Consider the following 24866-nt stretch of genomic DNA (forward strand, 5'->3'; position numbering starts at 1 on the left):
AAAGCGGTTCATATCGTATATCGTGTAACTGTAAACAAATAAAGGAGGAATGACCTATGAAACGCACCATCAACGTTAATAGCGAAATTGGACGTTTGAAAACCGTGTTACTGAAACGTCCTGGCAAAGAACTTGAAAACCTTGTACCAGATTATCTAGGTGGTCTACTCTTTGATGACATTCCGTATTTGAAAGTCGCCCAACGCGAACATGACCATTTTGCGGAAGTGTTAAGAAATGAAGGGGTGGAAGTGTTATACCTTGAAAAACTGACAGCAGAGAGTTTAACAGAACCTCACGTTCGCGAACAATTTATTGATGAGATTTTAAAAGAGTCTCGGAAAACTGTGCTCGGCCATGAAGAAGAGATTAAAACATTATTTTCAAAACTCGACAATCAAAGTCTCGTCGACAAAATTATGGCCGGTGTGCGTAAAGAAGAAATCAATTTAAAAACAACGCATTTAGTAGAATACATGGATGATAAATATCCTTTCTATTTAGATCCTATGCCTAACCTATATTTTACGAGAGATCCGCAAGCGTCCGTCGGCAATGGCATGACGATCAATCGTATGTATTGGCGTGCGCGCCGTCGTGAATCGATTTTCATGCAATATATTTTAAAATATCACCCTGATTTTAAAGATAGTGACATTCCTGTATGGATTGATCGTGACAGTCCTTTCAACATTGAAGGTGGCGACGAACTCATATTATCAAAAGATGTGCTTGCGATAGGGATTTCAGAACGTACGTCTGCCCAAGCAATTGAACGTCTCGCACGCAGTATATTCAATAATGAAAACGCGACATTTAAAAAAATTATTGCGATTGAAATTCCAACAAGCCGGACGTTTATGCATCTCGACACAGTATTTACGATGATTGACTATGACAAATTTACAATGCATGCCGCTATTCTAAAATCTGAAGGTCATATGAATATTTTTACGATTGAACCTGGTGATGATGACATTAAAATTACACACTCTAATCAACTGAAAAAAACATTAGAAGAGGCACTCAACATCGACCATATCGAACTCATTCCCACTGGAAATGGCGACACAATTGATGGGCCTCGTGAACAGTGGAATGACGGCTCAAACACGCTTTGTATTCGTCCGGGAGTTGTCGTGACCTACGACCGAAACTACGTGTCTAACACATTATTACGTGAAAAAGGCTTAAAAGTCATTGAAATCCCTGGTGGCGAACTTGTTCGAGGCCGAGGGGGCCCTCGTTGTATGAGTCAACCTTTATATCGTGAAGACATTTAATGAAAATTTAGGAGGCATTCATAATGATTGAATTACAAAAACCCGTCGCATTAAAAGGACGTTCATTATTAAAAGAAAATGATTTTACAAAAGCAGAATTTGACGCACTTATCGACTTTGCGATTACACTAAAATCTTATAAACAAGACGGTATCAAACATCGTTATTTAGACGGTAAGAATATCGCTTTGCTTTTCGAAAAAACATCCACACGAACACGTGCGGCGTTTACAGTCGCGTCGATTGATTTAGGCGCACACCCTGAATTTTTAGGGAAAAATGACATTCAACTCGGTAAAAAAGAGTCTGTCGAAGATACTTCCAAAGTGCTCGGTCGCATGTTTGACGGTATTGAATTCCGTGGTTTCTCGCAAGATGTGGTAGAAGCCCTCGCTAAACATTCTGGTGTACCTGTGTGGAATGGTTTAACAGATACTTGGCACCCAACGCAAATGCTTGCCGACTATATGACAATTAAAGAAAACTTTGGTTATTTAGAAGGCATTAATCTTACTTATATTGGTGATGGTCGCAATAACATGGCCCACTCTCTCATGGTGGCAGGTGCCATGCTTGGCGTGAATGTCCGCATTTGTACACCAAAATCATTATTTCCTAAGCAACAACTCATCGATATAGCCCGTCAACGCGGTGAACAAGATGGCGGTTCTGTAATGGTGACAGACGATATCGATGAAGCAGTGAAAAACGCACACGTCATATACACAGACGTCTGGGTTTCTATGGGAGAAGAAAGCGAGTTTGAAACACGTATTAATCTACTCAAAGACTATCAAGTGAATCACACTTTAATGACCAAAACCGGTCGTGACGATACTATTTTCTTACATTGTTTACCGGCCTTCCACGATACACATACGCTTTACGGTAAAGACATTGAAGAAAAATACGGAATTAGTGAAATGGAAGTCACTGATGAAGTCTTTAGAAGCCCACAATCAAAAGTGTTTGATCAAGCAGAAAACCGTATGCATACGATTAAATCTGTCATTGCATCAACACTTGCTTAAAGCAGCCGTTGGGGCGAGAATTTATATTATATTCTCATACTTATTTAATCCTTATTCTCGCCCCACCTTTGCTTTGATAAAAAGGAGATGAAACAGATGGAGAATGGACACCCACAAAAATTAAATAAATCTTCACTCATAGGTCTTGTGATAGGTTCTATGATTGGAGGCGGTGCTTTTAATATCATCTCTGATATGGGAAGTCAGGCAGGTGGTCTTGCCTTAATTATAGGTTGGGTGATTACCGCGATTGGTATGATTGCGCTCGCCTTTGTCTTTCAAAGTTTAACAAATGCGCGTCCTGATTTAGATGGAGGGATATATAGTTATGCTCAGGCAGGATTTGGTGATTTTATCGGATTCTGTAGTGCATGGGGTTACTGGTTTGCAGCCTTTTTAGGCAACGTGGCATATGCGACATTGCTCATGTCTGCAGTCGGTAATTTCTTCCCTATTTTTCAAAATGGGAACACCTTGCCAAGCATTATTGTCGCTTCTATTTTGTTATGGGGCGTACATTTCTTAATTTTAAAAGGTGTAGAGACAGCTGCATTTATTAATAGTATCGTCACAGTGGCTAAATTGATTCCTATCTTTCTAGTCATTGTGTGTATGATTGTCGTCTTTAACTTTGATACATTTATGGCAGGTTTTAGCGGAACCGCTTCTGATGCGATCACATGGCCTGCGATTCTATCGCAAGTCAAAGGCATTATGTTAGTAACGGTATGGATTTTCACAGGGATTGAAGGTGCTGTTGTCTTTTCGAGCCGTGCAAAATCAAAAAAAGATGTCGGCACTGCAACCGTCATTGGTTTAACGTCCGTCCTCATCATTTACTTTTTAATGACTGTGCTTGCTCAAGGAGTCATCCAACAAAATCATCTTGCGGATTTAGGTCACCCCTCTATGGCACACGTTTTAGCCCATATCGTAGGTGATTGGGGAGCTGTTTTCGTTAATATTGGCTTAATCATTTCAGTTCTAGGTGCATGGCTCGGTTGGACGTTACTCGCAGGAGAACTCCCCTATGTCGTGGCTAAAAATGATTTGTTTCCAAAATGGTTCGCAAAAGAAAATCGCAACGGCGCACCTGTCAATTCGTTACTGATTACTAACATTTTAGTGCAATTATTTTTAATCAGTATGTTGTTTACAGAAAGTGCTTATCAATTTGCCTTTTCACTCGCCTCAAGTGCGATTTTAATCCCTTATATGTTCAGTGCTTTTTACCTCGTCAAATACAACATCGCCCAACGTGAAACATCGATGGTGAGATGGATTACTGGCGGTGTGGCGTCAATTTACGCGATATGGCTGATCTATGCAGCTGGACTAGAATATTTACTCTTAACGATGATTCTCTATATTCCAGGTGTCATCGTCTTTATCAAAGTACAAAACAATCTCAATAAAAAACCTAAAACGGTGGAATGGGTCATCATCGGTTTGATATTACTCTTCGCGATTATCGGTATCGTCAAACTCATGACGCACTCAATTACCGTCATTTAAGTCAGGAGAGATACTTATGGCTAAAACAATGGTCATCGCGTTAGGTGGCAACGCGATTCAAACGAAAGAAGCAACAGCAAATAGTCAACAAGCGGCGATTCGACAAACACTCGAAAAATTCAAACCTTTATTTCAATCTGACACGTCGATTGTGATGTCTCATGGGAATGGCCCACAAATTGGCAATGTTCTAATTCAACAAGCCGAAGCCAACAGCAGTCAAACCCCTGCAATGCCACTTGATGTCTGTGGTGCGATGACGCAAGGGATGATTGGCTATTGGCTCGAAACAGAAACGAACCGAGTGCTCAAAAAAATTAACAGTCACAAACAAGTCGGGACAGTCATCACGCGTGTAGAAGTCGATCCAGATGACCCACGCTTGTCACATCCGACAAAACCGATTGGCCCTTTCTATACCAAAGAAGACGCCCAACGCTTACAAGAAAAAGAGCTCAACAGTACGTACAAAGAAGATGCCGGACGGGGCTTTCGAAAAGTCGTGCCCTCTCCGCTTCCAGTGTCTATTTTGGAACACGAAATGATTAAAACCCTTCTAGAACAAGACAATATCGTCATTGCTTGTGGGGGCGGTGGCATTCCTGTCATTCGCCAAAGTGACACCTTTGAAGGGATTGAAGCGGTCATTGACAAAGACTTTGCGAGTGAAAAGTTGGCTGAATTGATTGAAGCTGATACGTTAATGATATTAACGGCCGTTCCAAATGTATTTGTGTACTTTAATACTCCTAAACAACAAGCATTGACTGACGTAGATGTCGCTACATTAAAAACCTACGTTGATGAAGGCCAATTCTCAGAAGGGTCGATGTTGCCAAAAATTGAAGCAGCGATGAATTTTATCGGTCATCACCCTCACCGAGAAGTGATTATTACAGATTTAGACAACGCATTTGACGCACTTGAAAAAGGGACGGGCACACACATTCATTTATAATTATGTAAGGATGTCTTTGATATGAATACGCATTACAAAACACACGACGCAAAAGCGTTAAACGTTGCAATCCAGACATTTGCGCATTACATCCATGCTTCACCGACACAATTACAAATATTTGCAGAGGACTTTGTTTTGCGTCATTTTGATAAAAACCAAGTGGTCTACTACGATACGACAGAAATGACCCATTTGAAATTTTTGGTCAATGGTATTGTCCTCCGTGAAGCCTTTATGGAAAACGGCGCCCACTACAAATGGTTAAATAAAGCGCAACATTGTTTTCCTCTCAGCCAAGCGTTACGTATTCCATCCGTCGATGAAACATGTACAGCTTTAACGGAATGTGACATTTTAAGTATTCCACTGTATTTGATTGAAAAAATTTCAAAACACGATACAGAAGTCCTCTCGCGTCTTTACGCTTTGTTAGTGAAGAGCAAGGATCAACATATTCAACATAATATGATTTTAAATTGTAAAAACGCACGTGAAAAAGTCATTCACCTCATACAATTGCTATGCAAGTACGTCGGTCAAAATACAGAGGCTTATTACGAAATCTCGAGTGCGATTACGATACAATTGCTTGCAGACTTGATTGGCATGTCGAGAGAAACTGTGAGTCATATTATGCATCATTTAATATTGGAGAACTTTATTTTTAAAGATAAAAACGCTTGGATCGTAAGTAAACAGCTCTTTCAAACCTTACCTTCCTAGCTAAGACTAAGACGTTGATTCCTTCATACATTTCATCGAAAAACACCCTTTAACGGTCTCATCCATCATTGCCGTTAAAGGGTGTTCTATTATAAATGGGAAATAATAAATTGCCAGACTTGTAGACCTATAAATAAAATGACGACACAGCCGATGGAGGTCAACATTTGTTTCGCAATCATTTGGCTAGCGATTTTACTACCAAAATGCCGCACCATCATGGTCATCGTCACAGAACATGCGGTGATTGTCGAAGCTAAAAATACGACCATCAATAATTGTATAGGCGAGAGACTTTGTATGAGTGCGCCGTGATTCGTATTAAAAAGCAACATGCCATCTTTACGAATCATTGAGAAAAAGATACCTGTCGCCAAATCCGTCGGTAATTGAACCCACCGTAACAGAGGCGCAAAGGCTTTGGCCAACATCTCTAAGATTGGTGTAAACGATAAAAGGCTCACAATAAAACAAATCCCGATGAAAATTGGCATGGCCTGTACGATAAACATTTGAATGGTCGCTCCGATTTGTTTTATAAACGCTCGGGACCATGGCCAATGCATCCCTTGATACGGAGGCATCGGAGTCGACAGGCCACCGTTTTGTGGAGGGTACCATATACGGTTATGTATAACACCTCCAATAAAGACCATGCATAAATACGGAACGAAGAGCCATGACATGTGTGCTGTGTTAAAAATGGATAACGTCGCTCCGATTTGATAACTACAAGACGTGCCAAAACCTATTAAACTGACACAACGTGCTTTCGTACATGCGCTACACTGATGAGCAGCTTGCGTTACCGCTGCTGCGTTACAACCAAATCCTTCTAACAGTGGCACAATATCCATCCCATTTAATCCAATCCGTCTCATGGACGGTTCAATGGCATTCATCACGTAGGCTTTTAAACCTGAATGCTCTAACACCGCCGTTGAAATACTCATCAAAATCACGACCGGCAAGGCCCATACAAATGAATAAGTCCCTAACGACAATATCCCATAATCTCCGAATAATATTTGTTGGAGCCACGGTTGTTGAATATTTGGGAGGGCGCTTAACCATGTGAGAAGCGGTTCAAAAATATGCGCTTCTAAATAGCCTGATAAATGATAGGCTAAATAAATCGGAACCGCAAACATCAAGGCAATAAGGCTCCATCCGATGAGTCCTTCATACCCTCGTGGTGCGTGTTGTCGGTTCTCTTTCACAAATTGTTCCAGCACGTCTATTATCTGACGCGTTTGTGCGGGTGTAGAAGTCAAAGGGACGTGGATGCCGACGTCTAAACGGTGTTTGATAATATAGCGTCGTAAACGTAGTTGTTCCGCATGTGTCAATCGCTGGAGATGTGTTAGTCGGAGTTCGTGTGTTTCCTCTGGAATAGGTGAACACGCGCCTGTATGCACATTAAACGTCACCTCTAACATGAACAGTCCACTTCACAACATGAATAATCCTCTAAGTACATGTTGTTCGCCTTAAACGATTGAATGATCGCCTCATCCACAGACAGACCTTCACGTTTCATTACCATTTCCGCAAGTACCGCAAAGCGCGCTCTAAATTTGTAAATGTAGCACAAAATAGCGGCTTCATGACGCACAGTTGCCCCGATGAGGAAGACGTTCGGGTAACGAGTCGACTCATCTTGCGCCGTGAGTTTTACTTCGCCGTCTTGTAACGTAAACAGTTGTTGCACAAGCGGATTCTGAGTGACATCAAAACCTGTCGCCACGATAGGAATATTCGGTGTCACGACAGTTTCGCCATTCGCTAATAAAAGATGATAGCCATCTTCATCTTCACGGGTATCAATCACTTCATGGCCAACGTGCATTTCGATTTCATGCCCCGCTGCAACCGCTTCTTTTAATCGTTGATGGGTATACGGAGACAAACGTACGCTCGGATCTGCATCTTCATCACCAAAACCAGTTGTAGTCGTATACATTTCCACACGAGCGCCATTTTTAGCCAGTTGTATCGCCGCATCAAAGCCACTTTCATTGCCGCCAATAACGACGTAATCTTGTCCCTTCAATGTTGTAAAGTCCTCGATTTCACTATAGTGGAGACCGACGGTAAACGGTTGATTCGGGAAAGCATAATCCCCGGTTGCTACAAAAATGTAATCTGCTGTAAAATCCCCTTGGCTTGTGTTAATTTCATAAATCCCGTCCACTAATTGGACAGTGCTGACCTTTGTATTTGTCGCAATATCAATCTCGAAATGGTCAGCGACAATTTCCAGGTATTCTGCGTAAGTCTCACCTAAAACGTGTTCTTCATTAAATGTAAACGCCGGTGATGTATCTTTAGAAATCGCATTCATATCAGGCATGCCGAAACCATTTGATGTAAATGACGGTGTAATGGTGCGTGTCGACTTTGGCCAATGTTTAAAGGAATGTCCAATCGTATCCTTTTCAATGACAAGTACATCTTCCATTTGTATCTGTTTTAGTGTGACTGCCATCCCGATTCCCGCTGCACCTGCCCCAATAATGATGACGCGATGATGTTGGGTCATTTCAAAAACCTCACTTTATAAATCGTAATAATTACGATTTAATATTATAGACCTTCATGATGAGATTTGCAATCTTTATTCACTTTGAACACATGCAAAAAGCGCTCTTCACGATATTTATCGCAAAGAACGCTTTAATCAACTAATTCAGTTCCATAAATTTCGCAATTACTGTTTCAATCGCTTTGTCCCAATAGGCATAATCATGAGCCCCTGCACCTGAAATCAGTTGGCATGGAATCTGTTTTGATTTCAATGCCTCGACAAAGTCGACATTACTTTGATAGAGGTCGTCCTCTTTACCACACATGAATAACAACTCTGGTATCGGTCGGCCTTCTTTGATGGCTTCGTCCACAAGATAATACGGATCAAATGGTGTCCCTACCGGATTGTAATCATCGCCCGCAATCGCTTGAGGTTTAAAGTCCGGATACGTATAATGCACCAACTGACCCACATCGATCGCCGCAGATAATGGGGCCGCTTTTGAAAAGCGTTCTCCCGCGGTTAAAGCAAAACGTATCGTGCCATAACCGCCCATCGAATGTCCGGCAATAAAATTATCTTCTCGCTCCATAGATAATGGCAACACTTGATGCACGTAATCCCACACTTCAAGAATATAATCATAATAACTATGACCATATTTCATATTTGTATAAAAGCTGTGGTCGGCATTTGGCATAATGATCGCTAATTGATGCGCATTCGCATAACGCTCAATCGATGTATAGCGCATATACGACATGTGATCACTCGATAACCCGTGTAACAATAACAATGATTTTAATGGCTTAGGGGAACGTTCCGTATCAAAAAAACTGGTATCTTCAGGTAAAATCACCGCACAAGATTGATGCATCCCGAGTGTTTTTGATTTGTAGTTAAATTCCATGAATGCCATAGACTGTCACTCCTTTTAATGAGAGGTTGCTGAATTTTTGTTTGTCCGTTTTAAAGGATCTAACTTCTTCTCTAGCATACGTAAAAGAATATCTACAAGTAAAACAATAACCACGATGGGTAACGCTCCGGCTAAAATAAAGAGCGTCCCGTCCGTCGCATTCGTCCCTCGAATGATAAGATCTCCAAGCGTCGGCGCACCAATAAATGAACCGACCGCAACGACGCCAATCGCGACGACGAGCGCAATTCTAAGTCCACCAATAATGACAGAGAGTGATAACGGCAATTCAATCATGCGTAACACTTGATTGCGCGTCATCCCCATCCCTTTTCCGGCATCTTTAATATTGGCGTCTACCCCTTGAATGCCGGTATACGTATTTTTAATAATCGGTAAGAGTGCGTATAAAAACACTGCGAAAATAACTGTGTTCATCCCTAGACCAATCCCTAACATTAAAATCGCAAGCATCGCAATGACAGGCACGGTTTGAATGATATTGGCTATCGTAATGACGGTTGTTGACAATTTACCGTAACGGGCAATGATAATCCCAAGCGGAATCCCGATAATCGCCGCAAAGAGCACCCCATAAATCGACATTAATAAATGGTTCATAAATAGCTCCCACAAATAGCCATAATTGGTGTGGTAGTAAGACCAAAGTTGTTGAATAATATTCCCTGACATTATTTTTGGCCTCCTTTGTCATGATCAAAGTAATCATGTTTTTCTAAAAATTTCTGTGCCACAATGGCAGGTTCTTGCCCTTCGCCATCCGCTTGATAGTTTAAATTTTGCATCTCTTTTGTTGAAATTTTACCTTCTAATTTTTGAATGATTGGCTTTAATTCTGGACGTTCTTTCAACAATTTGTCTGAAGCGAGCGGACTGGCATCATAAGGTGGGAAGAAATGTTCATCATCTTTTAAGACTTTTAAGTTATACGCCGCAATACGTCCATCAGTCGAATAACCGACCGCAACGTCTAAACTGCCATTTTCTAACGCATCATAAACTAAACCGATTTGCATTGGGCGATTTTCACCAAATTTGAAACCGTATTTACGTTGGAATGCTGGATAACCATCTACTTCACGGTTTTCCCATGTCGTATCCATGCCTAGGCGCAAATTAGGCGCATATTTTTTCAAGTCAGACACTTTTTCTAAGTGATACTTTTTAGCCGTTTCTTGTGTTACCATTAACGCAAACGTATTATCAAAACCGTAAGAATTAAAAAACGTTTGATTGTATTTCTCTTTAAATCCTTTTTGTGTCGCGGCCATCGCTTTTTTTGGATCGATAATCGGATCCATTTTAAGCGTACCTGTCAAGTCTGTGCCCGTATAACGCGTACCAGACATATTGGCTTGACCATCGACAATCGCATTATGTTGAATCGTACTTGAGCCTAAGTTATTAATAATTGTTGGTTTAATTTTTCCATTTGTATCATGTTCAATAAGCAATCTCAACATGTGAGACATAATTTGTGATTCTGATGTTGCCAATGCGGTAATTTGAACCTCATCCGGTGCAGACGCATTTTTAAGTCCTGGTAAACTACATCCAGATAACACCGTGAGGCAAAGGACAACAACTGCAATATACTTTTGATAACGTTTCATCTTTTCCCCTCCAATGTTTATCTAGAAACTTTTAATCCTTTAGGTACAATCCATTTCTCAATACGCGATAAAATCAAGTCCACCAATAACGCGAGGACGGTGATTAAAATCGTTGCCGTAATAATCATATTGGCATCGTACAAATTTAAACCGTTAAAAATGTAGTCACCGAGACCGCCAGCCCCGATAAAACTTGCTAACGTTGCCCAACTAATGACATACACAGAGGAGAGCCGAATCCCACTTAAAATCATGGGTAACGCGAGCGGTAACTCGACATCTTTCATGAGTTGAAACTCAGTCATTCCCATACTTTTGCCCGCTTCTCGAACATTTTTATCAATACTTTCAACACCGATAATCGTATTATTCAAAATCGGTAAGAGCACATAGAAAAAGAGTGCGATAATCGCTGGGACTTTCCCAACACCAAATAATGGAATCATTAACGCCAAAACCGCTAACGTTGGTATCGTTTGAAGGATACTGGCCACGGTTAATGACACTTTAGCCAAACGCTTCGTTCGTGTTAGCAAAATACCGAGTGGCACAGAGACGATAATCGCGATGATAAGCGCAATGACTGAAATATAGAGATGCTCCATCGTTTTCGAAAATAAATCACTGGCGTTATTCGCAATGAAATTCATCATGAGCGCTCAACTCCAGTATCCGACGTTGCATCTTGTGTTGGAGCTATGTCTTGTTCTGACGTTGTTACATCTTCTTCAGGATCGCCCCAAATACTGTCATAAACAATATCGACAAGATTGGCACGTGTAATCAGTCCGATAATATGATTTTCAGCATCAACCACCGGCACATTCCGCACATTTCGTTTTAAAATGGTACGCACCGAGTCTTGTAGCTTACTATCATAAGGCACCGTGTACACATCGCGCTGAATCACATCGATGAGTTCCGCATGCGCACGTAACCCTTGATTGATATCTTCAATATCGAGAAAGCCGAGTAAGCGGTTTTCATGATTCACGACAAAGAGCGTATCAATCCGTTTATTACGCATTAACTGCACCGCATCGTTCAGTGATTGATCTGCCGTAATCGTAATCGGCGTAATCATCGCATCCTCCACTTTACGCACATTTGGACGGTCTTGAATTAAACGGTTCTGACCAATAAAATCACGCACAAAATCGTTGGCCGGATGTCTTAAAATATTGTCCGGTGTATCATATTGAATCACTTTGCCGTATGACATAATACAGATTTTGTCCGCCAGTTTAATCGCTTCATCCATGTCATGTGTCACAAATATAAAAGTTTTGCCTAATTTTTGTTGTAGCTTCTTCACTAAGTCTTGTAACGTATCACGTGTAATCGGGTCAAGCGCCCCGAAAGGTTCATCCATTAAGATAATATCTTGCTCAGCCGCAAGGGCACGAACAACACCAATCCGTTGTTGTTGACCCCCAGATAACTCTGAAGGATAACGGTCTAAATACTCTTCCGGCAAATCCACCAATTTAATAAGTTCACGTGCTTTGGCATCTTTCTTTTCTTGAGACCATTTTAATAATTTCGGTACGAGCACGATATTTTCTCTGACGGTCATATGTGGCATAAGTCCAATTTGTTGAATCACGTAACCGATACTTCGACGCAGTTGTACGGGGTTCATTTGACGCACGTCTTTGCCGTTAATCATAATTTGACCTTCCGTCGCTTCAATCATGCGATTAATCATACGTAATGCCGTCGTTTTACCGCTACCACTCGTGCCTATAAAAGCGACAAACTCCCCTTGCTGAATCTCAATATTCATATTGTCTACAGCCTTCTTACTCCCAGCATAGACTTTTGATAAGTTTTTAATACTTAACATATGTCCATTCCTTTCCCTTTTTAAATTGACGAATACAAAAAAGACCTTCTGTGAATGTTATACAAAGCGTACTAAGTAAAACACAGGCACAAAAAGCCCCTAAGCGCTCATATTTACGTCTATCAAGCGTGCACATTCCAGTCATAACACAGAAGATTGCACTCAGAAGTCGAAGTTTATCACTGTCACGTGCTCATCTTATGTAAACAGTTCACTTCATTACTATACCAATCGGTCAGTTTTATTTCAAATGTAACACAAATATAAAACCAAATCATGCACATTTGCACAATTTGGTTTTTTCACATTTATGAAAGACCGCATGTCTCCTCTGATTTGAGGAGTCCTATCATTAAGATTGTTGCGTATAATCTTTTAAGCGATTGAGCACTGCTTCACGCATTGTTTCATCAATCGCACTGAATTCGAAAATCTCAGACAACCACAGCCCATCGATGGCCAAACGCATAATCGTCGCATCCACAGGATCAATCCTTTCATTGACAATCGTTGACTGCCACTCCGCATAGGACTGTTTTAAAGGGGCCAAATAGTCTTTATTAGTCCCATGGGCGGCCAATAACCCTGACGTAATCGGCGCCTGTTCAGTACGATGTTGACGTGTGGCTTCTATGAGCGCGTTTAAATATTGACCTTGCGAAAGCGTTGCATCTAAAGCATTTTCGACATTGCTTTGATACATATCATTGGCATATTGCACAAGTGCTTCGACCAAACCTTCTTTCGATTTAAAATGATATAATAGGCCACCCTTACTGACCCCTGCTGCTTTTGATACCGCATCGAGTGTGAGGGCATCCACCCCATGTTCAAACACGATTTGAGAAGCCGCTTCAATAATTTCAATCCTTTTTGACTTTCTCGCCAATTGAACCACCTGCTGTCATGATTAATATTAAACCCTTACCTACCGTCTTATTCTTTAGGAAACAGCCTTATTTTAAGCAAATTCTATAAAAATCGCAATCAAATGATTGAAATAAAACAAAGCGTGCATTGTAAATCGAGAGAACGAGACCTCTAACAAGGCCGTCTAAAATTGGGTGTTACAGATAGTCTCATCACTTATAATGGCGACGGACTTTGAACAAATAGCCAAATGCATTATAGATGAAGAGGACAATTAATATCGCTATCCCTAAAAACTGGTTACTTCCACTTTGTATCGAATAAAACCCGAGTATCAAAATTGCAAGCATCAATAACTGGAGGTTCATATGATAAATTTTGTACATAGAAACTAAAGTAATATGACGCTCTCCTTCGTCCATGATGGCCAATGTTTTTTCCGTATACTGCTTTTCTCCTAATTTTGGAAAACGAGGTTCATATCGACGTACGAAAAAACCATAGGGAATCGTACTTAAGGCAACCAGTAAAAAAATAAATAAAGGATAAGCAAGATAACCTACATCCACCTTACCTACCACATAAACGAAAAGTAATAAAAACGTCACAACATATTCTGCATAAATTATCAATGACACATATAAAAATGATAAGGAGGCTCTCGTTTCCATGCCGTCCGCTTGATCATCTTCAATATGTCTGTCTAATTGTTGTTTGTACTTCAACGTCTTTTTTTGCATATAAAAAGCCACTAAAATAAGACCACATACTAGGATTAAACTGATAATACCAATAAGATGAATGGTTGTGCTATCAATAATTTTGAACTCTGTCAAAGTACGAAAACCATGAGTGATTTCTAAAACATAGGCAAACAAATAACCACAAATGCCACCGATGAATGCCCATAATAAATACCTACCTATTTTCATAAATCTTCCTCCTCAATGATAAAGACTTTTTCGACTGGTTCGTTAAAAACGCGTGCAATGCTGACTGCCGTTTTAATAGAAGGTGTAAATTCGTTACGCTCTATAAGTGAAATCGTTTGCCTGGAGACACCTGCTTTTTTGGCGAGTTGCGTTTGGTTGTAGCCGTCTCGTGCGCGTAGTTCTTTAAGTCGATTCCGCATGCTGATCAACTCCTCAATCAAAATATACAATATCATAGTCATTTTGACAACTATATTTGTCATTTGTTTTTAAAAAAGATGCTGCCATTTATATGACAGCACCTCGTTCTTTATTTGTTAATATGCTATAAACGTCCTTTCAACATGCCATACCAATACATCCGTGGCAATACGTCTTTTTTTAATATATACATACTACGTCGAGGTTTGGCTTGGTTAAAAGGCATCGTTTCTTTCGTTTCATGATTGTAATCAAATTCTGCTAAAATAAGTTGATCGTACCCCGTCACAATTGGACAAGACGTATAACCATCATAATGATGTGTTAACATTTTCCCTTGCATCGCTTGAAGTAAATTGGACGCGACTACGGGGGCTTGTTTTCTAATCGCTGCACCTGTTTTAGACGTTGGCGCATTTGAAGCATCTCCTAATGCAAAGACATTTTTAAATTGTGTATGTTGTAATGTCGATGGATTAACATCAATCCAACCCGCTTCATCCGTTAATCCACTGTTTTTAAGAAAGGGTAGAGGCCCCATCGGCGGTGTCACATGTAACAAATCGAAATGTACTGTTTTTCGTTTACCTGTATTAATCTCCTCAAACGTTGCAAGTTGCTTTGCACCATCCACTTCGACTAAGTGAGTCTGATAATCGACGTGTATTCCTCGTTTTTCAACAATTTTCTCCAATTCTTTTGAATATTTTTCTACATCAAATAGAACATTTTTTGCCGTTTCAAACATGACTTCGGTTTCATTTCGTATGCCCTGTTTTCTGAAATAATCTTCAGCCAAATACATGATTTTCATTGGGGCGCCCCCGCACTTAATCGGGGTGTTAGGGTGGGTAAAAATAGCTGTCCCTCTCTTAAAGTTAGCAATTTGGCGCCATGTTTCGTTTACATATTCAGGTGAATAATTGGAACATACTCCATTTTGACCCATTGTTTCTTTCAATCCTTTTACCCCATCCCAGTTTAGTTGTAATCCAGGACATACAACGAGTCCATCATATGGCAAGACGTCACCATTGTGTAAAGTCACGGTTTGTTCATCAGGTTGAATCGCTTTTACAGCTTCTTGTATCCAATTTGCACCTTTAGGTATAACTTTTCTCATTTTCTTACGTGTCGCTTCTAATTTAGCCACGCCTCCCCCCCCACGAGTGTCCATAGTGGCTGATAGTAATGGTATTCAGCTGGATCAATGAGGGTAATGTGTCCTTTTAAATCTTGACGTTGATTAAGCAGTCTTGAGGCTACCATGATGCCGGCTGAACCTCCACCGATAATGATAATTTTATGTTGTTTTGTCACCTAACTCACTCCTTTTATATCACTCACTCTGATTTTCTAATTATTGTCTATAGATTCATTTATAATTTAATTTATATTAATTAATATTCATTATTTACCCTTTTGCAAGCGCAATTATTCACTTAATTTAGGGTATATCATTAATATGATTATAAAAGGGGGCGCTTCATATGAACCATTGGGATGAAAAATATCAAACAGAGGATTATATTTACGGCAAAGATGCAAATGCCTATCTTCAATCCATTTTTAACCAACCGACGAACAATCATGAAAAAGTCGTTTTATTTGCAGAAGGTGAAGGACGTAATGCGGTTTATTTAGCTGAATTAGGCTATGCCGTCACGACGTATGACACTTCAGAAAAAGGGATTGCTAAACAACAACGATTAGCCAATGAGAAAGGCGTAGAGATTGAGGCGCATCTCGGAGACATTACCGCAGAGGATGCGGTTCCAAAAGATACGTATGATTACAGTATTAATATTTTTGGCCATGTCCCAAGCGAAGGGAAAGCGATGATGTTTACCAACCTTGTGTCCTCCCTCGTACCACATGGTCATAGTTATTTTGAATTTTACGCCAAAGATCAACTTCAAATGGGTACAGGTGGGCCAAAAGATATCGACATGTTGTATGACGTGGGTGAAATTAAAGCCATCCTTGCGACACTCCCTGTATATATCCATGCGTTAGACCAACATCAAGTCGTACGTAACGAAGGCTCAAAGCATCGAGGTGAGGGAATTGTGATTCAAGGGCATATTGAAAAAATATAATAAATAAAGACCCTAGAAAATCTCCTCAGTCCGTGGTTCATGATGTCTGAGGGAAAGCGATTTATGTCTCCTCAATTAAAATAAAGCAATGTTTAAAAGCATGGGTCACCCCATGCTTTTGTACCCCCTCATATGTGTTTAAAGTTGACGCTTAAGTATTAAATGTCGTGTTCTCCTTTAAAAACGGCCATCACATACGCACGACTCGCCTTATGATCTACAATCGTTTCCGGATAGTCTCGTCCTATCACAATATTGTAATGCTCTTGAAGCACTTGACGGTTTTTAGTCGGATCATGAAGATATTTTACGGGTACATTTCCAAATAACGGTAGCTCTGATTTAATGAGCTCCCCTTTTGCATCAAACCGTTCACTTTGACGTATCGGGTTGAACATTCGAAAATACGGGACCGCATCCGTTCCTGTAGAGGCCGACCATTGCCAACCATGAACGTTAGAGGCATTATCGTAATCTATCAGTTGTTCTTTAAAATACATTTCTCCCCAAGTCCAGTCGATAAAAAGATGCTTCGTCAAAAATTGTGCGACCACCATGCGTAAGCGATTGTGCATCTGGCCTGTCCGTTGCAGTCGTTTCATTGCGGCATCAATGATGGGGTACCCCGTTTCTCCTTGCTTCCACGCTTCAAATGATGCTTGATGATGCGACCAAGGTAAATCACGATATTTTTCTATAAAGGATTGTGTCGCTGTTTCAGGATAGGCCACCATCAAGACATAATAAAATTCTCTAAACATCAGCTCACGTAAATACGCTTCATACGGTGTGGGTTCCATTTCAATCCCTTCTAGCACATCACGCAACACTTCATGTATGTCCATCAAACCATAGGCCAAATAACGACTCATTCCACTCACATAAGCGATTGTAATGTCATCTGTTAAGGTTTGATACTGTGTCATATCTTCTTGTAAAAAGGACCCCCAATGCTTGCGTGCAGCTGCTTCCATATCTTGTGCATTGTTAAATGAAAGGTCTGTTCTATTCTCTCCCGTCGCTGCAACTTTTCGAATGCTTTCGATATCATAACGCGTCACACGTCTGTCATGAATATGCGGACGGTTTGCTTTATAAAAACTTGTAAAGACTTTGTACGGTTCGCCTTGTCGATTCAAAGTGCTTTTCGGGTTGAAATAATGGTTGGCCCGGACACCGATGGTTTGGATCTTACGCTTTTGAAAGGCCCGCTTCACATGTGGAAAGTCATAGTTCGCATGGTGATAACTCATCGTATCACTCGCCATAAGCACATGGCTTAAAGCCAATTCCTCTGCGAGTGCTCCTAAGTCTTCATAGTTAACGATATACGGCGTGATACCGTAAGCATGAAGTTGTGCTATAAAACCCCTGACGACGTCTTGATAATCTTTCTGTTTAACCTCAGACGCATCAGACATTTCCTCGATGGGCACAATCACATAAAGCTGTTGAATCGCCTCCAAATGGTCTTCAACATATTGAAACAATGGATTCGACTGAATACGAAAAACACGATTTAAAATCACACCTAAATTCATCCGCTGAACCTCCTAGCTGACTTATATTTCCTGGGTGATAGAGTATGTTCACCTTGATTCATAAAAAATGAGCAGACGTGCGTCTTACTCATTTGGGTCTAAAGTCAATACATAGATTACCTTACTCTTACCCTATCAATAATAGAATAATCGCTATAAATGCATAAAAGCCTAAGTGTCTCGTCTTTCAAACACTTAGGCAGTAAGGGTTAGGTCTCTATTGTTTTTGAAGTTTGTGTTAATGCGGCTGTGCCTCCATCGCCATAATGGTTTGGTTCGCTGTTGCCTTTCATGATCATCGCAAATAACGTATAAAATAATAAGAAGACAAGCGCAATCCCCCCAGTAAATACGGTAATCACTAACAGACTTTCACCGAATGGGTGCGTCACGACACCTGTAGGCACTAATAGCAGTAGGAAAAATAATACAAGCGTAATATAACTGCTCAAGTTAAACACAATCGCAAGAAACATCGAACGATTGACATCATGTAAACGTCTCGTCATCACCGTTAAATTCGGAATAAAGATTAAAAAACTGAAAATATAACTCGCACGTTCAGAAATGATGAAAGATAATAACACCATGATGACCGCATTCATCCAAAGCGGATGCCAAAATTCTTTTCTTGTCGATCGGCCTTTAAAATCGAAAAGGCGTGTCCAAAACAATTGATAACACGTTAAAATACTTTGGGGTTGATTCATAGTTGCACTCCTAACTATTTATTTTCATATTATTGTTAAATACAGATTAGCATGTTCCAACACTCGCGCCCATTAAACGAGGATTAATTAAAATTAAAAAACATTAAGTCCTCGCTGACACTGCTTTTAAAAGGACCTCAAAAAGCCCAACGGCGACCTGGCCATTGGGCAACTTTTTTCAACGGTTATTCTGGTATACTTACCGATTCATGCAAGGCATTTGTCCCACCTGCACCATAGCGATTCGGCTTCAAATCACCTTTGAGGCACATCAACACGAGGGAATAAACGCCCATAATCAGCAAAATAAACGTCACGATAAAGAAAATAATAAATAAAGTCATTAAGAACGTCGACTCAGGATTATCTAGTTCATTGAACGGACGTAACGCATACGTCCCAATTAAATAAAGGACTGACGCTCCGTTAAGCACGATAGATAAATACATCGAATGATTAATATCGTGCAAACGACGCGCCATCACAGAAAACGTCGGAATAACGAGAATCAAGGAAAGAATATCGCCCCCGACTTCTGTCGTGAGTAGTATCACGATTGCGTGAAGGATAATGTTAATCCAAAATGGATGCCAAAACTCTTTACGCGTAGCGCGCCCTTTGACATCAAACGCACGTGTCCAGTAAAGTTTGTAGCAAGATAAAATCGATTGTGATGAATTCATGGTTGCACCCCTCTGTCAGTATATCTTTAATATATAGTAGCATATTTAGCATTGTTATTTGCGATTAAATTATTCTATATCAAAGTACTCAAAAACGTGTTTCTTTAATTCCTTTTCTATATCTTCAAATTCACAGTTTAAATCGAGCGTTTTCACACTTATTGCATTACCTCCTAAGAGAAAAGTAGCATTAGGTAATATCTTTTCATCCGTTTTTGCATATAACAACATACCTGTTACTTGAGAGGATGGATTTGCTACACTCATTTGATAATTTTTAACATACGTAAATATTTGGTACATATTTGCCGAATGAACTTTAGGAGTGTCGTAATAATTTTGTATCGTTTTAGTATAATATTTAGCATCTATGATTAAATACTTATCCTTGTATGAGAGCATAATGTCACTTTTCATCGTAGGTAGCATTGATGTCATTCCATCATCTGTATACCAAGGAATATGTGATGAGTTCACTTTAATTTGAGGAAATGTTTTCTTATAATATTCCAATATAAACTTTTCATAAAGTTTCGCCATCTGTTGTTCATCTTCGAAATCCATAATTTTTTGTTGTTTATCTTTAAAGGAATGTAACGAACTTTTTATAATTAATTCACAAATACCCATTAACATTTGATATGTTTGATTACTCCTTGAATAACGAAAGTTCCAATTTATATTCTGGGGGTTCAAACAATCCACTTGATTAAAATGTATAAGTAATTTTTTAATCTTTTTTTGTCTTTCTTTAGTAATGTCTAGCTTTACCAATACTAATAATGTTGTTTTAAGAATTTCATTAAAATATATGTTTTCGGTTAACGCATCGTAAGTACAGTTCAACTTTTTATCTAAAAAGCTCAAACTCCTAATTGAATCAGAGATATTAACTTTACCTCTGAGAATAGAAATCGTTTCATTACGTTCTTTAAATTCTTGATGTAATCCACGTTTTAATTGATTAGAAACTCCCTTAATTAATATAGATGCATATAAGTCTCCTATATGATTAAAGTTCTCTTTTGATATTTGACGATACCCCTTTTGATTCAATACAGTAAACGCATAAGATAACATATAATAAAAGTTTTTTATTTTAATCATGAAGCGTATCCCTTAATTTTTGACTCCAGAAATGAACATTTTCCGGTTCATCAAACCAGTATTCGTTCAATAAAGGAATGATTTCATATTCAATAATATTTGATAAAATAGTTTCATTTACATGACTTAAATTACAAAAATAGCTATGTCCAATATTAAATCCCGCGCCTAAAGATTCATCATTAGTAATTTCTTTGTTTAACATACGGATACATTCAATTAATGCATCAAATTTCGAACTAGAGAATTCAGATTGATATCTTTTGAAACCTTCCATCTCAAAAGAAGGAGTCATCTCAAAAAATGCAAAACGACGTCGTAGTGCATAGTCTAATATTGCTAAACTTCTATCCGCTGTATTCATCATACCGATAATATAAACATTTTTAGGTACAGAAAAAAGTTTGTCTGAGTATAATAATTCAAGTTGAGTGCCACGTTTATCATTTTCGATTAACATAAATAATTCACCGAAAATTTTACTTAAATTCCCACGATTTATTTCGTCAATAATAAAGAAATAATCATGCTCACTGTCTGCTTCAGCTTGTTTACAAAATTTGTAAAAAGATCCTTCTCTTAATTCAAACCCGTTAGCCGTTGGACGATAACCCATAATAAAATCCTCGTATGAATAACTTTGATGGAATTGAATCATTTTCACACGGTTTTCATCCAATTCACCCATCATTGAAAAGGCTAAACGTTTAGCAGCATATGTCTTTCCGACGCCTGGAGGTCCTTGTAAAATAACATTCTTTTTTATTGTAATAAGCTGTACCAAACGCTGGTAATCCGTTTCATTTATAAATACTTCTTTTAGAAAATCTTCTTTAGTATATGATTGACAAGTAGTTTTCGAGTCAACACTATAAATAGTTTCTCCTCGTTCCTCCGTTACATTTGACTCTACCTTATGTTTTGAATATTCCCATGCTTTGTAACTAAAATCTATAAAATCGTGCATGTCAGAGGTATGTTGTAAATATTTTTGCAATTGGTTCACAACATACAAATAAGATTCACCACTGATTTTAACACTTCTTTTTTTAAATATTCCTTTAATTTCATCTGGAATATATTCTGATTCTAAAATGAAATTTACATTTAGGTTATCAATACTCACAAAGTTTTTAGGCGATATCCAGTAAAGTGCACTTGTAAGCTTACTGTTGTGAATCCCTTTTTTCTTCATCACCATATCGAAATATTTTTTAAAATTCTCCCTAGTATAGTCATTCTTATTTTCAATAAATTGAAGTACTGTCTCAAAAAATGACCACAGTTCGTCAATATCATTTTCACCACGATCACCCTCAAAATTATAAAATAATGCGTTCACATTATTGAGGCGGGGGACACTATCGAATGATTGAGGCATTGTGACATCTATATTTAGTATCTTTGCGAACGCATTGATTATTTTAATTCTATTCTCTTCTTTTTGAGAGGATTTATTGAATAACCCATAAATTGTAAAAGGGTCAATATCTGTCACATTATTATTTTTATCTAAAGTTGGCATTTTAAGATTTATTTCTTGATAAACTTTTTTTACCAAATCAATCAAACCATCGCGGTTATCTTTAAATTTTAATAATTCTTTTGCAAATGACTCATAAAACGGTACCCATGATTTATTTAACATCTCACCCATGAAAAAACCTCCACTTAATACTAATACTTTTATATTATACTGAAAAACCTATATTTATAAATGCAGTTTTCGATTTCTTCTCAAATCAATCCCTTTCTCATTTGCCTCTCTTTCTTTTGACTTTTACAATAGGAGTATTAAAACAAACTTTTTGAGGTGGTAAGAATAATGACTGATCAAATTGAACAGTTGAAAGATATTATTAACCAATCTAACAAAATTGTCTTTTTTACAGGAGCAGGTATTTCTGTGGCGAGTGGTATTCCGGATTTTCGCTCAGTAGGTGGCTTAAATGACAAGATTGCCAATCAAGGGTATGCGCCTGAATACATGTTAAGTGCGGATTATTTACATGAGGATCCTCAAGGGTTTATCGACTTTTGTTATCAATATTTATTGTTTGCGGATAAAGCGCCGAATGCGGTGCACCAATGGATCGCGCAACTTGAGGCTGAAGGGCGTGCTTTAGGGGTAATTACTCAAAATATAGACGGGCTTCATTCGGATGCGGGGAGTCAACATGTGGCGGAGTTACATGGAACGTTAAATCGTTTTTATTGTACAGAATGCGAGACACAATATACTAAATCCTATGTTTTAGAACATCAGTTACATCGCTGTGAACAGTGTGGCGGCGTCATTCGACCTGATATCGTGTTATACGGTGAAATGTTAGACCAAGGCACGCTCATTTATGCGATGCAGTTAATTAATGAAGCTGATACGCTCATCGTGTTAGGGTCTTCACTTGTTGTCCAACCCGCTGCAGGACTTGTAGGCAATTTTAATCACGGTCGCTTAGTCATTATTAATCGAGATGCGACGCCTTACGACCAACAATCTGATTTGGTCATTCATGAAGATATGGTTCAAGTGATTGAGGCTTTAACTTCAGAATCATAAACACCCACGCTCTGTGCATTTTGAGCATGGGTGTTTCGTTGTTTCCCCCACAAATATGGAAGAATATCATTAGCGACGTCCTGGTTATCGTGAAGGGCGCTATGTTCTGCGTTTTCGCCTTCATATCTGAGTTCTTTATAACTTTTTGGGCTGTTACCGAGGAGATATTTTAATGATTTGGCGGAACTTTCTGAGACGAGTCTATCAGAATTGGTTCCGTCTAAAAGATCGCCATAAATATTTAAGACTTCAATGTTTTGACCTTGATACACGTCTTTTAATTTTCGAAACCCTTGGTAAGGCGGAATCATGCGACTCGGTTTTCCGTTTTTATCGACGGTGATTTCGTTAACGTCTTCGTTCTGACCAAGTACGCCGTTATATGTTCCTGCAATGCTCACTTGTTTTTTTAAATGGGGTAATGTTTTATCTTTACCGTAATTTATCATATATTGTGCGAATGAAGTATTTCCCATTGAATGCCCAACAAAGTTAAAATCTTTAATGTGATATTGGGCTTGTAGTTCGGTTAACACATTTTTAATCCATTTGGCGTTGGCATTTAAATCCATATTGTCATTATCTTCGAGTTCGATTTGTACGATAGGATTATCGGCATCCTTCGATAGGTCCCCTTCAAAAGTCACGTCGCCTTCGCTTGAAACATGGGCGATAAGAACATCTTGTGTGACGCCGCGGTCTTCAGCTTGTTGTATAAGGTAATGAAAGGAATTGAGTGTACCACTTGTGCCATGTAAAAATAACGTAGGTGTCGGGCTATTGATGTAATGGGCATGTGCTTTTTCATAGCTTTTCCCATTTTCTTCAAAAAATATGAATCCACCGACGATGAAACATACACTTACAATTAATAAAATGCCCCAAATTTTAAATTTTTTCACATACGTAACCTCGATTCCACCCTTTTCCATCCTGTTTTGGGCTTATTGTCTCTCTGTTTGTCTTCGCAGTTGAATAGTCCTCTATACCCGTTTTTTACAATATAAAATACACGAAGTAAGAAGTCACGTTTCTTACCTCGTGTATGCGTCGTTTTATTTTAATTCATTTAAATAACTGTGGCCAAATTCTGGTGCTTTCACGCCAAAGTTGTCTGCGATGGTTGTCCCAATAGAACTGAAGGTCGTATCGCCTTTCAGTTCGCCGCCCTCTTGGAATTTCGGGCTATACCATAACACTGGAATGTATTCGCGTGTATGGTCTGTACCTTCTGCCGTTGGGTCGTTGCCGTGGTCTGCGGTAATGATGAGTAAATCGTCTTCTCGCAAGTTTCCTAATAGCTCTGGCAAGCGTTCATCAAAGTCTTTAATCGCTTGGGCATAGCCCGGTTTGTCTCGACGGTGACCGTAAAGGGCGTCAAAGTCAACTAAGTTTAAGAAGCTTAACCCGTTAAAGTCTTTTTGCACGACGTGGTTCAACTGATCCATGCCGTCCATATTGCTTTTCGTACGAATCGCTTCTGTGACCCCTTCTCCGTCATAAATGTCGTTGATTTTACCAATCGCAATGACATCGTAACCGTCGTCTTTTAAGGCGTTCATGACTGTTTGACCGAACGGTTTTAACGCATAGTCATGACGGTTGCTTGTGCGGGTAAAGTTGCCAGGCTCACCAACATAAGGACGTGCGATAATACGTCCGATTAAGTATTTTGGATCTTTCGTGAGTTCACGCACTTTTTCACAAATATCGTAGAGTTC

24 protein-coding genes and 1 pseudogene are annotated in these 24866 nt (G+C 39.2%); 7 read left to right on the forward strand and 18 right to left on the reverse strand.

Going from position 1 to position 24866, the window contains the following annotated elements:
• Positions 1-56: 56 nt before the first annotated feature.
• The 5 genes from arcA to G8Y84_RS07945 all read left to right on the forward strand — a co-directional run bounded on the left by arcA (position 57) and on the right by G8Y84_RS07945 (position 5513).
• Positions 57-1283, forward strand: coding sequence for an arginine deiminase (arcA, locus tag G8Y84_RS07925; protein WP_037576707.1), 1227 nt, complete (start codon positions 57-59; stop codon positions 1281-1283).
• Between the two features lie 23 nt (positions 1284-1306).
• Positions 1307-2314: an ornithine carbamoyltransferase gene (gene argF, locus G8Y84_RS07930; RefSeq protein ID WP_165806263.1), complete on the forward strand. Its 1008-nt coding sequence runs from the start codon at positions 1307-1309 to the stop codon at positions 2312-2314.
• A gap of 96 nt (positions 2315-2410) precedes the next feature.
• Complete coding sequence (gene arcD / locus G8Y84_RS07935; RefSeq protein WP_103159154.1) at positions 2411-3829, forward strand: arginine-ornithine antiporter; 1419 nt, start codon at positions 2411-2413, stop codon at positions 3827-3829.
• 16 nt (positions 3830-3845) lie between these two features.
• On the forward strand, positions 3846-4787 hold the full coding sequence (gene arcC, locus G8Y84_RS07940; protein ID WP_105963009.1) for a carbamate kinase: 942 nt from the start codon (positions 3846-3848) through the stop codon (positions 4785-4787).
• Positions 4788-4808: 21 nt separating this feature from the next.
• On the forward strand, positions 4809-5513 hold the full coding sequence (locus G8Y84_RS07945; protein ID WP_051605016.1) for a Crp/Fnr family transcriptional regulator: 705 nt from the start codon (positions 4809-4811) through the stop codon (positions 5511-5513).
• Between the two features lie 89 nt (positions 5514-5602).
• On the opposite strand, the gene G8Y84_RS07950 is transcribed toward G8Y84_RS07945, so the two are convergent.
• The 11 genes and pseudogenes from G8Y84_RS07950 to G8Y84_RS08000 all read right to left on the reverse strand — a co-directional run bounded on the left by G8Y84_RS07950 (position 5603) and on the right by G8Y84_RS08000 (position 15765).
• Positions 5603-6952, reverse strand: a complete 1350-nt coding sequence (locus G8Y84_RS07950; RefSeq protein WP_103159151.1) for a nucleoside recognition domain-containing protein — start codon at positions 6950-6952, stop codon at positions 5603-5605.
• Positions 6946-8055, reverse strand: a complete 1110-nt coding sequence (locus G8Y84_RS07955) for an NAD(P)/FAD-dependent oxidoreductase (RefSeq protein ID WP_105996998.1) — start codon at positions 8053-8055, stop codon at positions 6946-6948. Before G8Y84_RS07955 ends, G8Y84_RS07950 begins: the two co-directional genes overlap by 7 nt.
• Before the next feature lie 142 nt (positions 8056-8197).
• The gene (locus tag G8Y84_RS07960) at positions 8198-8962 is read right to left on the reverse strand and encodes an alpha/beta hydrolase (RefSeq protein WP_105996999.1); all 765 of its coding nucleotides are present in this window, start codon (positions 8960-8962) and stop codon (positions 8198-8200) included.
• A 15-nt stretch (positions 8963-8977) separates the two neighbouring features.
• Positions 8978-9655: an ABC transporter permease gene (locus G8Y84_RS07965; RefSeq protein WP_037576723.1), complete on the reverse strand. Its 678-nt coding sequence runs from the start codon at positions 9653-9655 to the stop codon at positions 8978-8980.
• The gene (locus tag G8Y84_RS07970; RefSeq protein WP_037576725.1) at positions 9655-10596 is read right to left on the reverse strand and encodes an osmoprotectant ABC transporter substrate-binding protein; all 942 of its coding nucleotides are present in this window, start codon (positions 10594-10596) and stop codon (positions 9655-9657) included. Before G8Y84_RS07970 ends, G8Y84_RS07965 begins: the two co-directional genes overlap by 1 nt.
• A gap of 17 nt (positions 10597-10613) precedes the next feature.
• Positions 10614-11249 (reverse strand): ABC transporter permease, encoded by a 636-nt coding sequence (locus G8Y84_RS07975; RefSeq protein WP_037576728.1) that lies wholly within the window; start codon positions 11247-11249, stop codon positions 10614-10616.
• Positions 11246-12442 carry a betaine/proline/choline family ABC transporter ATP-binding protein gene (locus G8Y84_RS07980; RefSeq protein WP_037576731.1) on the reverse strand — a complete coding sequence of 399 codons (1197 nt, stop codon included), beginning with the start codon at positions 12440-12442 and terminating at the stop codon, positions 11246-11248. Before G8Y84_RS07980 ends, G8Y84_RS07975 begins: the two co-directional genes overlap by 4 nt.
• A gap of 352 nt (positions 12443-12794) precedes the next feature.
• A complete protein-coding gene (locus G8Y84_RS07985) occupies positions 12795-13331 on the reverse strand; it encodes a TetR/AcrR family transcriptional regulator (protein ID WP_107367007.1) in 537 nt (178 codons plus the stop codon).
• A 193-nt stretch (positions 13332-13524) separates the two neighbouring features.
• A complete protein-coding gene (locus tag G8Y84_RS07990) occupies positions 13525-14244 on the reverse strand; it encodes a DUF3169 family protein (RefSeq protein ID WP_105997001.1) in 720 nt (239 codons plus the stop codon).
• Positions 14241-14444: a helix-turn-helix transcriptional regulator gene (locus tag G8Y84_RS07995; RefSeq protein ID WP_105997002.1), complete on the reverse strand. Its 204-nt coding sequence runs from the start codon at positions 14442-14444 to the stop codon at positions 14241-14243. Before G8Y84_RS07995 ends, G8Y84_RS07990 begins: the two co-directional genes overlap by 4 nt.
• A gap of 125 nt (positions 14445-14569) precedes the next feature.
• Positions 14570-15765 (reverse strand): annotated as a pseudogene (locus tag G8Y84_RS08000) (NAD(P)/FAD-dependent oxidoreductase).
• 170 nt (positions 15766-15935) lie between these two features.
• On the opposite strand from G8Y84_RS08000, the gene G8Y84_RS08005 reads away from it, so the two are divergent.
• A complete protein-coding gene (locus G8Y84_RS08005) occupies positions 15936-16544 on the forward strand; it encodes a class I SAM-dependent methyltransferase (protein WP_165806264.1) in 609 nt (202 codons plus the stop codon).
• Positions 16545-16702: 158 nt separating this feature from the next.
• On the opposite strand, the gene G8Y84_RS08010 is transcribed toward G8Y84_RS08005, so the two are convergent.
• The 5 genes from G8Y84_RS08010 to G8Y84_RS08030 form a co-directional block, all read right to left on the reverse strand.
• Positions 16703-18085: a cryptochrome/photolyase family protein gene (locus G8Y84_RS08010; RefSeq protein ID WP_105997005.1), complete on the reverse strand. Its 1383-nt coding sequence runs from the start codon at positions 18083-18085 to the stop codon at positions 16703-16705.
• A gap of 209 nt (positions 18086-18294) precedes the next feature.
• On the reverse strand, positions 18295-18795 hold the full coding sequence (locus tag G8Y84_RS08015) for a DUF805 domain-containing protein (RefSeq protein ID WP_051605017.1): 501 nt from the start codon (positions 18793-18795) through the stop codon (positions 18295-18297).
• A gap of 185 nt (positions 18796-18980) precedes the next feature.
• Positions 18981-19478: a DUF805 domain-containing protein gene (locus G8Y84_RS08020; protein ID WP_037576752.1), complete on the reverse strand. Its 498-nt coding sequence runs from the start codon at positions 19476-19478 to the stop codon at positions 18981-18983.
• Positions 19479-19547: 69 nt separating this feature from the next.
• Positions 19548-20585 carry a 5-methylcytosine-specific restriction endonuclease system specificity protein McrC gene (gene mcrC / locus G8Y84_RS08025; protein WP_105997006.1) on the reverse strand — a complete coding sequence of 346 codons (1038 nt, stop codon included), beginning with the start codon at positions 20583-20585 and terminating at the stop codon, positions 19548-19550.
• Positions 20578-22242 carry an AAA family ATPase gene (locus G8Y84_RS08030; RefSeq protein WP_105997007.1) on the reverse strand — a complete coding sequence of 555 codons (1665 nt, stop codon included), beginning with the start codon at positions 22240-22242 and terminating at the stop codon, positions 20578-20580. Before G8Y84_RS08030 ends, mcrC begins: the two co-directional genes overlap by 8 nt.
• A gap of 168 nt (positions 22243-22410) precedes the next feature.
• Between G8Y84_RS08030 and G8Y84_RS08035 the strand changes: the two genes are divergently transcribed.
• Positions 22411-23145 carry an NAD-dependent protein deacylase gene (locus G8Y84_RS08035; protein ID WP_103159140.1) on the forward strand — a complete coding sequence of 245 codons (735 nt, stop codon included), beginning with the start codon at positions 22411-22413 and terminating at the stop codon, positions 23143-23145.
• On the opposite strand, the gene G8Y84_RS08040 is transcribed toward G8Y84_RS08035, so the two are convergent.
• Both G8Y84_RS08040 and deoB read right to left on the reverse strand, forming a co-directional pair.
• On the reverse strand, positions 23112-24047 hold the full coding sequence (locus tag G8Y84_RS08040; RefSeq protein ID WP_371874992.1) for an alpha/beta hydrolase: 936 nt from the start codon (positions 24045-24047) through the stop codon (positions 23112-23114). The genes G8Y84_RS08035 and G8Y84_RS08040 overlap by 34 nt on opposite strands.
• A 153-nt stretch (positions 24048-24200) precedes the next feature.
• On the reverse strand, positions 24201-24866 hold a 666-nt coding region (gene deoB / locus G8Y84_RS08045), incomplete at its 5' end, for a phosphopentomutase (protein ID WP_165806265.1).

The sequence above is a fragment of the Staphylococcus sp. 11511212 genome (assembly GCF_011394755.1).
In the GTDB taxonomy this organism is placed as follows: domain Bacteria; phylum Bacillota; class Bacilli; order Staphylococcales; family Staphylococcaceae; genus Staphylococcus; species Staphylococcus chromogenes.

Excerpts from the sequence above, each read along its gene's own strand:
- G8Y84_RS07950 (WP_103159151.1), bottom strand. The coding sequence starts at position 6,952 with ATGTTAGAGGTGACGTTTAATGTGCATACAGGCGCGTGTTCACCTATT.
- G8Y84_RS08015 (WP_051605017.1), bottom strand. The coding sequence starts at position 18,795 with ATGAATCAACCCCAAAGTATTTTAACGTGTTATCAATTGTTTTGGACA.
- arcD (WP_103159154.1), top strand. The coding sequence starts at position 2,411 with ATGGAGAATGGACACCCACAAAAATTAAATAAATCTTCACTCATAGGT.
- G8Y84_RS08010 (WP_105997005.1), bottom strand. The coding sequence starts at position 18,085 with ATGAATTTAGGTGTGATTTTAAATCGTGTTTTTCGTATTCAGTCGAAT.
- G8Y84_RS07995 (WP_105997002.1), bottom strand. The coding sequence starts at position 14,444 with ATGCGGAATCGACTTAAAGAACTACGCGCACGAGACGGCTACAACCAA.
- G8Y84_RS07965 (WP_037576723.1), bottom strand. The coding sequence starts at position 9,655 with ATGTCAGGGAATATTATTCAACAACTTTGGTCTTACTACCACACCAAT.
- mcrC (WP_105997006.1), bottom strand. The coding sequence starts at position 20,585 with ATGATTAAAATAAAAAACTTTTATTATATGTTATCTTATGCGTTTACT.
- G8Y84_RS07945 (WP_051605016.1), top strand. The coding sequence starts at position 4,809 with ATGAATACGCATTACAAAACACACGACGCAAAAGCGTTAAACGTTGCA.
- G8Y84_RS08005 (WP_165806264.1), top strand. The coding sequence starts at position 15,936 with ATGAACCATTGGGATGAAAAATATCAAACAGAGGATTATATTTACGGC.
- G8Y84_RS07960 (WP_105996999.1), bottom strand. The coding sequence starts at position 8,962 with ATGGCATTCATGGAATTTAACTACAAATCAAAAACACTCGGGATGCAT.
- argF (WP_165806263.1), top strand. The coding sequence starts at position 1,307 with ATGATTGAATTACAAAAACCCGTCGCATTAAAAGGACGTTCATTATTA.
- G8Y84_RS07970 (WP_037576725.1), bottom strand. The coding sequence starts at position 10,596 with ATGAAACGTTATCAAAAGTATATTGCAGTTGTTGTCCTTTGCCTCACG.
- arcA (WP_037576707.1), top strand. The coding sequence starts at position 57 with ATGAAACGCACCATCAACGTTAATAGCGAAATTGGACGTTTGAAAACC.
- G8Y84_RS08020 (WP_037576752.1), bottom strand. The coding sequence starts at position 19,478 with ATGAATTCATCACAATCGATTTTATCTTGCTACAAACTTTACTGGACA.
- G8Y84_RS08030 (WP_105997007.1), bottom strand. The coding sequence starts at position 22,242 with ATGGGTGAGATGTTAAATAAATCATGGGTACCGTTTTATGAGTCATTT.
- arcC (WP_105963009.1), top strand. The coding sequence starts at position 3,846 with ATGGCTAAAACAATGGTCATCGCGTTAGGTGGCAACGCGATTCAAACG.
- G8Y84_RS08035 (WP_103159140.1), top strand. The coding sequence starts at position 22,411 with ATGACTGATCAAATTGAACAGTTGAAAGATATTATTAACCAATCTAAC.
- G8Y84_RS07975 (WP_037576728.1), bottom strand. The coding sequence starts at position 11,249 with ATGATGAATTTCATTGCGAATAACGCCAGTGATTTATTTTCGAAAACG.
- G8Y84_RS07955 (WP_105996998.1), bottom strand. The coding sequence starts at position 8,055 with ATGACCCAACATCATCGCGTCATCATTATTGGGGCAGGTGCAGCGGGA.
- G8Y84_RS07980 (WP_037576731.1), bottom strand. The coding sequence starts at position 12,442 with ATGTTAAGTATTAAAAACTTATCAAAAGTCTATGCTGGGAGTAAGAAG.
- G8Y84_RS07990 (WP_105997001.1), bottom strand. The coding sequence starts at position 14,244 with ATGAAAATAGGTAGGTATTTATTATGGGCATTCATCGGTGGCATTTGT.